The following is an 11,843-nucleotide window of genomic DNA, read 5'->3' on the forward strand; positions in this document are numbered from 1 at the left end:
TTCCTTTACTCACGCATTCGCGCGTATTTGTTGTGATGTATGTTGCTGGATCTCGACACAGGCGACATCCATAAGTTTGCTTAACTGTGAAGACAGTAAATCTACCGGCCGCTGGCTGGCAACGGTCAATTCGATATTTATATTTTCCGCATTGACCATCGGGGTCATGTTCATTGCGCACACCTGAAAACCACGGTGGCGAACAACGCGTAATACGCGTTCTAACATTTCTGGGCGGAAACGGGCCTGGATTGAGACGTTATGCTGCATCATGACATTTTCTCCAACATGGTTTCGTTGCCTGCGCCCGGTGGAACCAGTGGCCAGACATTCTCGTTTTCGTCGATGGAAACCTGGAGTAAATACGGGCCTTCGCTATTGAAGAACGCGTCCAGAGCGGCATCGACTTGGTCTTTACGGTGGATACGCTGGCCGGGGATATTGAATGCGCTGGCCAGCGTCACAAAATCGGGGTTATCAGAGAGGTTGGTTTCACTAAAGCGTCCGTCGAAGAACAATTCCTGCCACTGCCGGACCATCCCCAACCGCTGGTTATCCAGCAGCAGGATTTTAACGGGCAGCTGTTTTCGCTTAATGGTGCCCAGCTCCTGAACGTTCATCATGAAAGAACCGTCACCGGAAACGCAGATCACCATGTCATCCGGGCGGGCAACCTGTGCGCCCACGGCAGCGGGAACGCCAAAGCCCATCGTGCCCAGACCGCTTGACGTGATGAAGTTTTCGGGGCGGGTGAACTGCATGTGCTGCGCGGTCCACATCTGGTGCTGACCGACGTCGGTGGTAACAACGGTATTAGCAGATTTACGGTCGGAGATTTGTTTCAACAGCAGCGGTGCGTAAATGGCTTCGCCCGGATGGTCGTAACGCCATTCGCCCTGCGCTTTCAGGGTCATCACCTCATCGCGCCAGGTATTGATGTTCAGCGGCTGTTGCAGCGCCGGTAACAACGCATTCAGATCCCCCTGCAACGCGACGTGCGCCTGACGCAATTTGTTCAGTTCAGCCGGGTCGATGTCCATGTGGATAATGGAGGCATTCGGCGCGAAGGTATTCAGTTTACCGGTCACGCGGTCATCAAAACGCGCCCCGACGGCAATCAGTAAATCACAGGACTGAACGGCCAAATTCGCGGCTTTTGTGCCATGCATCCCCAGCATCCCCAGATAACACGGGTCGCTGGCATCCGGCGCGCCCAACCCTTTCAGCGTGGCAACCGCAGGAATACCGTTCGCCGAGATAAATTCACGTAATGCCGGAACCGCCTGTGCGATGCCCACACCGCCACCCACGTACAGCATCGGCTTTTGCGCTGCGGCAATCATCGCGCTGGCTTGTTTCAGTTCAGCAGCCGGATGCGGGAAAGTTTCGTCGACCGCGACCAGATGCGGTGGTAATTCGCCAACCGCTAACTGGATATCTTTCGGGATGTCGATCAGAACCGGGCCCGGACGCCCTGAACTGGCGATAGCAAACGCTTCAGCCATGATTTCCGGCAGCGCTTCCAGAGATTCGACCAGGAAGCTGTGTTTGGTACAGGCCAGAGATAAACCTAAAACGTCGATTTCCTGGAAGGCGTCAGTGCCGATAAACGCGGAACCAACCTGACCGGTAATTGCAACCAGCGGAACGGAATCGAGCAGTGCGTCAGCCAGACCGGTGATCAGATTGGTGGCACCAGGCCCGGAAGTGGCGATACAAACGCCGACTTTTCCGGTAGAACGGGCATAGCCGATGGCGGCCATTGCGGCACCTTGCTCATGCCGGCACAACAGGTGTTCCACGCCGCCGTCATACAGTGCATCGTATACCGGCATGATTGCCCCGCCAGGATAACCAAATACTGTATTTACACCCTGCGCACGCAACGCTTGTACTACCCACTGTGCTCCGTTCATCTTTATTCTCCTGCCTTTTTGCGACAAGTGCAGAATATTATGCTGTTGCTCATTTTCCGACCCCGCTTCACTGTTCTCTGAAATTCCTGACCAAAAAAAAACCCCGGACCTTTCGGTGCGGGGTTTCTTTTCAGGTTCAGGCTTGTTTAATAAGCCTTTCTTCGTCCAAGTGCAGCCCCGCACGGTGGGATAATAATCACCACCACGCTAATCACGACTAGGCTAACTACGAGGAGAAGGGCTTTCATTTTTTGGTTTCTATAATTCATCTTGCGAACGATTGCCTACAGAGTTATCACAGTAATGCATTTAATGACAACACTTTTCTTGCGTTATTATTTGCGACGCGCCACACAATCCGGCAAAAATAATCTGAAAAATCAAACCTTAGCAGGCTGTTCTGTTCTCTGATTATTTATTGCTCCCGTTATCGCTTTTCCGCGTGTATCCCGTCCGAATGCAACCAGTACAGAAATCACGATCGCCACCGTCCCGGCGACAATCGCCATTGCCAGCCCGTAGTTATGTCCGTGACTTTCGGCAATGCCTGCCTGCAATGTTGCATTGACCGACGCCAGCAAATTCCCGAGCTGATAAACAAATCCGGGCAATACGGCGCGGGTGTTCGCAGGCACCAGTTCAGTGAGATAGGACGGCACCACGCCCCACGCGCCCTGCACCATAAACTGCATCAGGAAAGCACCCAGGCCGATGGTCCAGGTTCCGCTGGAAAATGCCCACAGCGGGATCACCGGCAATGACAGTAAGGCCGCGATAATAATGGCTTTTTTACGACCAATCTTCTCTGAAAGCGTACCGAAAAAGATACCGCCGATAATCGACGCAATGGTGTAACCGATAGCAATCAAACTGACCGTATGTGCATCAAAACCGTGCTGAACTTTCAGGAATGACGGGTAGAGATCCTGCGTTCCGTGGCTGAAGAAATTGAAGGCCGCCATCAGAACGACCAGATAAACACAAAGTTTCCAGTGTGATTTGAGCACCGGCAGCAGCGCAGTGCTTTCCTTGCGTTCACGGGCGGCAAGCCAGACCGGCGATTCCTGCACCTTGAACCAGATAAAAGGCAGCAGGAAGATCGGCACAGCACCAATGACAAACATGCCGCGCCAGCCGACCATTTCCGAAAAGAGCCCGTAAACCACCGCTGCCAGCAGATACCCAAACGGATAACCGGCCTGGAAAATACCGGACATCATGCCGCGCGAACGATCAGGAATGGTTTCCATCGCCAGTGAAGAAGCGACACCCCATACGCCGCCCATCGCCACGCCGTAAATCACGCGCAGGATCAGAAAAACGGTCAGGGACGGTGCGGCTGCAGTGCAGAGTTCGAAAACGGAAAAGCAGGCAATATTCACCATCAGCACAGGCTTACGCCCGTACTTTTCCGCGGCCCTCCCGAACACCAGCGCGCCGATGGGCCGCACCGCCAGTGTCAGTAAAATTGCCAGCGTGACTTCTTTGATATCGACATGAAAGGCTGTTGCTATATCACTGAGAAGAAAGACTAAAATGAAGAAATCGAAAGCATCGAGCGTCCAGCTTAAAAAGCTGGCGATGGCAACATTACGCTGCCGGGAGGTCCAACCAAACATGGGTTTATCCCTATTCCGGAATAGCTGTAGGCAGTGCTCTCACTGAACTGTTCCGGAAAGTCCTCAGCGAGGCAGAGAGATGTTAATCAATGATCGATATTTGTTTCTTTATTGTTAAATACATAAAGATTAAACACCGCTGTCTGTCTAAACAGCAACTTAATTAGCCCGCTAATTTGTTTCCGAAGACCTCAATTTGTTAATGAGTATTACCGCGAGTGCGGCACACCACGCACTACCACACTGCAACCTGATGAACTCGCGAGTCTTTTTACGCAACGCTGCGCATTCTGCAGATCTTCTTCGCACAATTTTTACCGACTGCGGCATGCTGTTTTTCAGGAAAATTCATATCCAAGGAAGAAGTATGTCATTAGCCGTGGTGTATACCCGCGCATCACTGGGTGTTCAGGCTCCCGGTGTCTCCGTAGAAGTGCATATCAGTAACGGGTTACCGGCCCTGACGCTGGTCGGTCTGCCCGAAACCACTGTCAAAGAGGCCAGAGACAGGGTACGCAGCGCCATCATCAACTGCGGTTTCAGTTTCCCGCCCAAACGCATCACGGTGAATCTCGCGCCTGCCGATCTGCCTAAAGAAGGTGGCCGGTATGATTTATCTATTGCGCTGGCGATTCTGGTGGCCTCTGAGCAGCTTAAGGGGGACAGACTGGAGAAGTATGAGTTTCTGGGAGAACTGGGACTGTCGGGCGCTTTGCGCAGCGTTAACGGCGCAATTCCTGCTGCGCTGGAAGCACAGAAGGAAGGGCGGATACTGATTTTGCCGCAAGCCAATCAGTCTGAAATGACATTGCTCGATCCCGGCGTCGCCAACATTGCCGGGCACTTGCTACAGGTTTGCGCTTTTTTGCAGAGTGAGGACAGCCTGCCGGCGATTGAATACCCGCCTGTTGCGCCGGAACCAGCCTGTCAGCCAGACATCGCCGATATCATTGGTCAGGAGCAGTCAAAACGCGCACTGGAGGTCGCCGCCGCCGGAGGCCATAACTTATTGCTAATCGGGCCGCCGGGCACCGGGAAAACCATGCTGGCGAGCCGTTTAGCCGGATTACTTCCCCCGCTCAGCAACGAAGAAAAGCTCGAAACTGCCGCTATCGCCAGCCTGGTGTATAACCCGGAAGATGACGGTGAGTTTTCGCGAGTACGGCCTTTCAGGGCGCCGCATCACAGTACGTCAATCAGCGCACTGGTCGGCGGGGGTTCGCTTCCCAAGCCGGGAGAAATTTCACTGGCTCACAATGGCGTCCTGTTTCTTGACGAGCTTCCGGAATTCCAGCGTCAGGTGCTGGATGCTTTGCGCCAGCCGATGGAATCGGGCGAAATCACAATCTCCCGGGCGCGGGCAAAAGTCCGTTATCCGGCCAGAGCCCAGCTGATTGCAGCGATGAATCCCAGCCCGACCGGACACTATCAGGGGATCCACAACCGTACGCCGCCACAGCAGGTTTTACGCTATCTGGGCAGACTTTCCGGCCCTTTCCTTGACCGATTTGATTTATCAATTGAAGTGCCGCTGTTGCCGCCCGGAATTTTGAGCCAGCAAAACCATACGCCGACAGCGCGGGAAAGCAGTGCGCAGGTTCGGGAACGGGTATTAGCCGCACGGGAGATTCAGCTGAAACGCGCGGGGAAAATCAATGCGCGGCTGAACAGCAGCGAAGTCGAAATTTACTGCGTTTTAAAAAAAGCGGATGCGGAATTTCTGGAAGAGGTCCTGCATAAACTGGGATTGTCAGTGAGGGCGTGGCACCGGATCCTGAAAGTGGCGCGAACATTAGCCGATTTAGGGGGTGACGAAGCGATTGAACGAAAACATATCGCGGAGGCGCTGAGCTATCGCACGATGGATAGGCTATTGTTAACTTTACATAAGAGTCTGGCATAAAAAAACGGGGCATCGCCCCGTTTCATTAGTCATCGCTTTCCGTATAGTCTTCTACAGCATCAGCCTGCGGTTTGCCGCCGGACAATGTGTGGAATTTCTTCGGACGACGGGTGCGGACAATATATTTGTTCCACACTTTTTCTGCATCTGTCACAGGTTCCCGCGTACCACGGCAAACCTCCAGGAACAGTTTTTCTTCGTCGGTAACGGGTTCACGTTTTCCCAGATCCAGCTCATTAAAAGCAAAGCCGTAACGTTCTAGCATTTGCGCTTCTTTAATGGTGAAATCGCCATGCCGGGAGAACCCGCGAGGGTAATGTTTATTATCAAAAAAACGATTTGTCGTGGTGAAGCTTTCCGCCATCTGACACGCTCCTAATTCTCTCATGGTCGTGCTGTTATGGCGCGGAGTATTAGTTAGGCTTGACATTGTGTAAAACAAAACATTTAAATCTTAACGACAAAAATTATTGGAGATAGTTTTGGACACGGAATTACTGAAAACCTTTTTGGAGGTCAGTAGAACTCGCCACTTTGGTCGGGCGGCGGAATCCCTTTATCTGACGCAATCGGCTGTCAGCTTTCGTATCCGGCAACTGGAAACCCAACTTGGCGCTAATTTGTTCACACGGCATCGCAATAACATCCGCTTAACGCCTGCAGGAGAACGCCTGCTGCCCTATGCAGAGAATCTGATGTCTACGTGGCAAATGGCGAAAAAAGAGGTTATACGGTCGCTACAGCACACTGAATTGTCTATTGGCGCTACGGCATCGCTTTGGGAAGCCTATCTGACGCCCTGGATGCAATCACTTTACACCCAACGTGACACGCTGAGACTCGAGGCGCGCATCGCTTTACGCCAGTCGCTGGTCAAACAATTGCATGAAAGACAACTGGATTTACTGATCACCACTGAGCCACCCAAGATGGATGAGCTGTCGAGCCAGTTGCTGGGTAATTTCTCGTTACGACTTTTTTCATCGAAGAAAACGGTCAGAGGGGAACAAACGCCTTACGTGAAACTGGAATGGGGTGCAGATTTTCCGCAACAGGAAAAACTGCAAAACAGCGATCAGGAACCTGTACTGACTACCACGTCTGCGCAACTGACACGCCAGTTACTGGAAAATACCGGAGGCTGCGCATTTCTACCGGCGCACTGGGCGAAAGAATATCCTCAGCTCGCCGCGCACGAAGATGTTCCGCCGGTGATCCGCCCGTTGTACGCCGTCTGGCTGCAAAACAGCGATCAACAGGTTCTGATCCGTCAGTTACTCAAAACACCGCTGATCACAAATTTCTGACGCCGTCCTGATTCAGGACGGCTCTGGTCGCGGATGGCGCGCTCTTCTGGCAGTCCAGAAGGTGCCCATGCCTTTTTGCAGCCCGATAAATATAAACAGCAAAACGCCCATGACAATTTTTGTCCACCATGAACTGAGCGTGCCATCAAACGTGATGTAAGTCTGGATAAGCCCCTGAATTAAGACGCCAAACAAACTTCCCAGCACCGTTCCCACGCCGCCGCTCAAGAGTGTGCCGCCAATAACGACAGACGCAATCGCATCAAGCTCAACGCCGCTGGCCGCCAGCGCATACCCCGCAGACGTGTAAAGCGAGAAGATAATCCCCGATAACACTGCCAGCGTGCTCGACAGCATGTAGATATAAATCGTTGTACGCCTGACAGGAACACCCATCAGCGCAGCAGAAACATTACTGCCGCCCACGGCATAAACGTTGTTACCGAAACGCGTGCGATGAGCCAGAATAATGCCGCCAAAAACCACCAGCAACATCACCAGTGCCAGCAATGTGAAGCGGCCACCACCCGGCATTTTCCACGCATAGCTGGCGAGAAAATCATAAACGGGATGATTAATCGGGAGAGATTCCTCTGAGACAATAAAGCTCATGCCTCGCACAAAAAACATCCCCGCCAGCGTGATGATAAAGGCCGGGAGCTTGAGTGTGTCGATGATCCAGCCCATCAGCGCCCCGAACATAGCCCCCATCAGCAGGACAATCACAAACGCATAACCCGGCGCGACGCCGTAATCTCCAATCAGTTTTGCCAGCAGTACTCCAGTAAACGCGATAACAGAACCGACAGAAAGGTCGATCCCTCCCGAGAGAATCACAAATGTCATCCCGACGGCCACGATGCCGAGAAACGCGTTATCCGTCAGTAAATCGAAGAACACGCGTGTCGATGCAAACCCGGGAAATTGCGTGAAGCAGTAAACGTATCCGGCAAGAAAAACCACAATCGTAATCAGTAAGGGCAGATTTCTTTTAAGCATTATCCCTTCCTCCGGAACAGATTACTGAAGGAAACGAGCGGTGATTGCACTACCAGCACGGCCAGAACAACCAGCGCTTTCAGAACCAGATTGAATTCCGGTTTGAAGCCGGATAACAGAATGCCGGTATTCATCCCCTGAATAATCAGTGCGCCGATAACGGAAAGCAGGAGATTAAAACGCCCGCCAAGCAGTGAAGCGCCGCCAATAACGACGGCCAGAATAGCGTCGAGCTCCAGCCATAATCCGGCGTTGTTGGCATCGGCACCGCGGATATCTGCCGTGACGATGACGCCTGCGACTGCCGCGCATATCCCGCAAATAACATAGGTGGAAATGAGCACAAGACGCGCATTCACACCGGCGTTGTAGGCTGAGCGGATATTGATGCCGACAGATTCGATAAAAAGTCCGAGCGCGGTTTTACGTGTGAGCGCCCAGACCAGTATCAGCATGACGGCAGCAATAATCACCGGCATCGGCAGGTAAAACAGCGAACCGCTGCCGAACTGAGAAAGACCGTTGTGCTCGAAAGTGACAATCTGCCCTTCCGTAATCAACTGCGCGATACCGCGCCCGGCCACCATGAGCATTAGCGTGGCGACGATAGGCTGGATTTGCAAAACGGCGACCAGAAAACCGTTCCAGAGGCCGCATACGGCGCCTACGCCCACCGACGCCAGCAGCACGATCATCAGCGGATAACCCTGAACCGTCATCGTTGCCGCTGTCGCACCGGCAATTGCCATCACCGCGCCGACAGAAAGATCGATGCCGCCCGTGGCGATGACCAGCGTCATACCGAGAGCCAGCAGAGCCACCGGCGCGCCGCGGTTAAAGATATCAACCAGGCTGCCAAACAGGCGGCCATCCTGAATATGAATCGAGAAAAAGCCCGGTGCGACCAGGCTGTCGATCAGTAATATTGCGATAAAAGCGCCGATCTGCGTGGCGCCTTTGGGGAATACCCATCTCACTTTGCGTGGTCTTCCTGTCATAGGCAGACTCCTGTTACTCATCGGTATCTCCTCATTGAGCCGCGATGGCTTTCATAATGGCTGGCACGGAGATCTCAGCCTGCTCAATTTCAGCAACATGACGACGGTCTCGCAGCACCACGATGCGGTCGGCATAACCCGCCAGCTCTTCCAGTTCAGACGAAATGACCAGCAGCGCCAACCCTTCATCACAAAGCTTTTCAATCAGGCGAATAATTTCCGCATGCGCACCGACGTCAATCCCGCGAGTGGGTTCATCGAGAATAAGAAAACGGGGATTGGTCGCAAGCCAGCGGGAAAGCAGGACTTTTTGCTGATTGCCGCCAGAAAGATACTGAATTTCCTGCTCAGTGCCGGGCGTGCGGATACCCAGGAGTTTGATAAACTTTTCGGCAATCTGATGCTGTTCTTTCATCGGTAAAGGACGCAGCCAGCCACGCTGGGCCTGCAACGCCAGAATGATATTTTCGCGAACCGTCGCCGCACCAATAATCCCGTCGGTTTTACGATCTTCAGGGCAATAGCCGAACCCGAGTTTCGCCGCTTTTCGTGGTGTATTGATCGTTTCGGCACGGCCATCGACCTCCGCATTACCGCTGTCATGGCCTTTAATGCCAAAAATCAGCTGAGCGGTTTCCGTGCGGCCAGAACCCAGTAGCCCGGCCAGCCCGACGATTTCTCCACGACGAACTTTAAGATCGAAATGTTCAACCACGCCACGACGACCGTAATCCTTGAAATCAACTAATGGCGCGCCTGTGACATTCCGATGTTCAGTGCGTTTAAGCAGGCTTTCGTCAAAACTGTGCCCAAGCATCATCGGAACCAGCTCTATGCGCGGGAGATCGGCGGTACGCTCCGAGCCAACGCGTTTACCATTACGCAAAACGGTTATGCGGTCGCTGATACGGTAAACCTGGTCGAGAAAATGAGTTACAAAGATCATTCCGACGCCCTTGTTGCGTAATTGCACAAGAATATCCAGCAACATGCTAACTTCTCTGGCATCCAGACTGGCGGTGGGTTCATCGAGGATGAGAACCTGAGCGGAAAGGTCTACGGCACGGGCTATGGCCACTATCTGCTGTATGGCAATGGAATATGTGGAAAGTGGTTGGCTGACATCCAGGTGTAATCCGTAGCCTTCGAGAAGCGCTTCAGCCTGCTGTTCCATTTTGCGCTGATTCACCAGCCCGAAACGGGTAGGTTCACGTCCGATAAACAGATTAGCGGCTACGGAGATATTCGGCAGAAGGTTTACTTCCTGATAGACCGTCCCAATCCCCAGAGACTGTGCGTCTGCGGTATTCACTGGTTCGATGGATTTTCCATTGAGAAAGACCTGACCTGCGGAGCGTTTATAAACGCCCGTCAGCGCCTTAATCATTGTGGATTTACCGGCACCATTCTCCCCCAAAAGTGCAACGATTTCGCCACGTTCGAGGGTGAAGTCGACATTTTCAAGCGCCTTTACGCCGGGAAATTCAACTGACAAGCCTCGTACTTCAAGCAGCGATATTGAATCTGGATTATCCGTCACGTCACTACTCCTGCTGCATTCGCCAGTGGCGAAAAGGGAATAATTTTTACCGGCTTGTTCTTGAGACAAGCCGGTAAAATCGGCTTAATAACCCATGTCTTTTTTCATGTCATATTCTTTCTGAGCCATATCAGGCAGGATTAAAGCAGACTGAGTCTGAATGAATTTCTTCGGCTGAGTCCCGTCTTTTTTCATTGCGATCAGCGCATCAAATGCCGGGCCAGCCATGTTTGGCGTCAGCTCAACAGAGGCATTCGCTTCCCCAGCCAGCATGGCTTTATAGATATCCGGAACACCATCAATGGAAACGATTTTGATCTGCGAACCCGGTTTCAGACCGGCTTCTTTGATTGCCTGAATGGCGCCGATTGCCATGTCATCGTTATGTGCATAAACAGCACAAATATTTTTGCCGTTTTGTTCGGCCTTGATGAAGCTTTCCATGACTTCTTTCCCTTTACTGCGGGTGAAGTCGCCGGATTGCGAACGAATAATTTTGACATTAGGCGCGGCTTTCAGCGCATCGGCGAAACCTTGTTTGCGGTTTAAAGCAACGCTGGCACCGACGGTTCCCTGTAATTCCACGACGTTACAAGGTTTACCCGCGACTTCTTTAACCAGCCAGTCACCGGCCACTTTACCTTCGTAAACACTGTCAGAAGCGACCGCAGCGGTATAAAGCGTCGGATCACTGACTTCGATAGTGCGGTCCAGCAGGAATACCGGGATCTTGGCTTCTTTGGCTTCAGTCAAAACAGGAGCCCAGCCGGTTGCGACGACAGGCGCGATGAAGATCGCATCAACACCTTGTGCGATAAAGGAACGTATCGCTTTGATTTGGTTCTCTTGTTTCTGCTGGGCATCCGCAATTTTCAGTGTAATACCGCGCTTTTCAGCCTCTGATTTCGATACTTTAGTTTCAGCAGAACGCCACCCGGACTCAGAACCGATCTGCGAAAAACCCACAACCAGCGGAGCTGCCTGCGCCGCCCCACAAAGTGCTGTTGCAACTGCTGCTGCCACTAATAAGCGTTTGTACATGTCTTTTTCCTCGCGTGTAGTCTGAGCTACTTTTTGTTATGACTCGTTGGGTACGGCCAGGATGTTCATCCACATATACATTCCTCCCTCATGATTAAAGCGCCATAAAGGGGGAATGTAATATGTCAGAGTCGGGCAATCGTCATCGGACGATGATTAGGTTTAGTACACTGGAAAAATGGGAGCATGAGCGGTGTCACATACGCGGATAACAATCATTTAGTGCATGTATTTAGCCAAAATATGACAAAAAACAATCAGAAAACGGGGAGAGTTTGAGCGTTATTGGTGCAAAAGTTTAGCGAAACGAGGAGAAAATCTGAGTCATCCAGAGAACGTGGAAAATGAGGTAGACATATAACAAAAAAGCCCTTCGCTTTCGCGAAGGGCTTTAATATGGCAGGGGCGGAGAGACTCGAACTCGCGACACCCGGTTTTGGAGACCGGTGCTCTACCAACTGAGCTACGCCCCTATATTACGCTTACTATTATGCCTGCTAATTTAGCAGGCATAATATTT

The 11,843-nt window shown here is 52.2% G+C and carries 11 protein-coding genes and 1 tRNA gene; 2 read left to right on the forward strand and 10 right to left on the reverse strand.

Annotated features, from left to right (window positions below; all coding sequences use genetic code 11):
- Positions 1-9 precede the first annotated feature (9 nt).
- The 4 genes from ilvM to ACLBVC_RS20455 form a co-directional block, all read right to left on the reverse strand.
- Positions 10-273, reverse strand: a complete 264-nt coding sequence (gene ilvM / locus ACLBVC_RS20440; protein WP_101079476.1) for an acetolactate synthase 2 small subunit — start codon at positions 271-273, stop codon at positions 10-12.
- Positions 270-1,916 carry an acetolactate synthase 2 catalytic subunit gene (gene ilvG / locus ACLBVC_RS20445; RefSeq protein WP_410151148.1) on the reverse strand — a complete coding sequence of 549 codons (1,647 nt, stop codon included), beginning with the start codon at positions 1,914-1,916 and terminating at the stop codon, positions 270-272. The genes ilvM and ilvG overlap by 4 nt, the downstream gene beginning before the upstream one ends.
- 146 nt (positions 1,917-2,062) lie before the next feature.
- On the reverse strand, positions 2,063-2,164 hold the full coding sequence (gene ilvL, locus ACLBVC_RS20450; protein ID WP_015699153.1) for an ilv operon leader peptide: 102 nt from the start codon (positions 2,162-2,164) through the stop codon (positions 2,063-2,065).
- Between the two features lie 132 nt (positions 2,165-2,296).
- Entirely contained in the window at positions 2,297-3,535 is a 1,239-nt protein-coding gene (locus tag ACLBVC_RS20455; RefSeq protein WP_410151149.1) for an MFS transporter, read from the reverse strand.
- Between the two features lie 367 nt (positions 3,536-3,902).
- Between ACLBVC_RS20455 and ACLBVC_RS20460 the strand changes: the two genes are divergently transcribed.
- Positions 3,903-5,438 (forward strand): YifB family Mg chelatase-like AAA ATPase, encoded by a 1,536-nt coding sequence (locus tag ACLBVC_RS20460; protein WP_410151150.1) that lies wholly within the window; start codon positions 3,903-3,905, stop codon positions 5,436-5,438.
- Positions 5,439-5,463: 25 nt separating this feature from the next.
- Here ACLBVC_RS20460 and ACLBVC_RS20465 read toward each other — a convergent pair whose 3' ends face one another.
- Positions 5,464-5,802 (reverse strand): MaoP family protein, encoded by a 339-nt coding sequence (locus tag ACLBVC_RS20465; RefSeq protein ID WP_095924170.1) that lies wholly within the window; start codon positions 5,800-5,802, stop codon positions 5,464-5,466.
- Positions 5,803-5,920: 118 nt separating this feature from the next.
- Here ACLBVC_RS20465 and hdfR point away from each other — a divergent pair, with 118 nt between their 5' ends.
- Positions 5,921-6,745, forward strand: a complete 825-nt coding sequence (hdfR, locus tag ACLBVC_RS20470) for an HTH-type transcriptional regulator HdfR (protein ID WP_410151151.1) — start codon at positions 5,921-5,923, stop codon at positions 6,743-6,745.
- A gap of 12 nt (positions 6,746-6,757) precedes the next feature.
- Here hdfR and yjfF read toward each other — a convergent pair whose 3' ends face one another.
- The 5 genes from yjfF to ACLBVC_RS20495 all read right to left on the reverse strand — a co-directional run bounded on the left by yjfF (position 6,758) and on the right by ACLBVC_RS20495 (position 11,796).
- The gene (gene yjfF, locus ACLBVC_RS20475) at positions 6,758-7,744 is read right to left on the reverse strand and encodes a galactofuranose ABC transporter, permease protein YjfF (protein ID WP_410151152.1); all 987 of its coding nucleotides are present in this window, start codon (positions 7,742-7,744) and stop codon (positions 6,758-6,760) included.
- Positions 7,744-8,763: a galactofuranose ABC transporter, ATP-binding protein YtfT gene (ytfT, locus tag ACLBVC_RS20480; protein ID WP_410151153.1), complete on the reverse strand. Its 1,020-nt coding sequence runs from the start codon at positions 8,761-8,763 to the stop codon at positions 7,744-7,746. The genes yjfF and ytfT overlap by 1 nt, the downstream gene beginning before the upstream one ends.
- Before the next feature lie 10 nt (positions 8,764-8,773).
- Entirely contained in the window at positions 8,774-10,255 is a 1,482-nt protein-coding gene (gene ytfR, locus ACLBVC_RS20485; RefSeq protein ID WP_410151158.1) for a galactofuranose ABC transporter, ATP-binding protein YtfR, read from the reverse strand.
- Between the two features lie 111 nt (positions 10,256-10,366).
- Complete coding sequence (gene ytfQ / locus ACLBVC_RS20490; protein WP_101079483.1) at positions 10,367-11,323, reverse strand: galactofuranose ABC transporter, galactofuranose-binding protein YtfQ; 957 nt, start codon at positions 11,321-11,323, stop codon at positions 10,367-10,369.
- 397 nt (positions 11,324-11,720) lie between these two features.
- A tRNA-Trp gene (locus tag ACLBVC_RS20495) sits at positions 11,721-11,796 on the reverse strand.
- Positions 11,797-11,843: the final 47 nt, after the last annotated feature.

This window comes from Rahnella selenatireducens (genome assembly GCF_046449555.1).
Taxonomy (GTDB): domain Bacteria; phylum Pseudomonadota; class Gammaproteobacteria; order Enterobacterales; family Enterobacteriaceae; genus Rahnella; species Rahnella selenatireducens.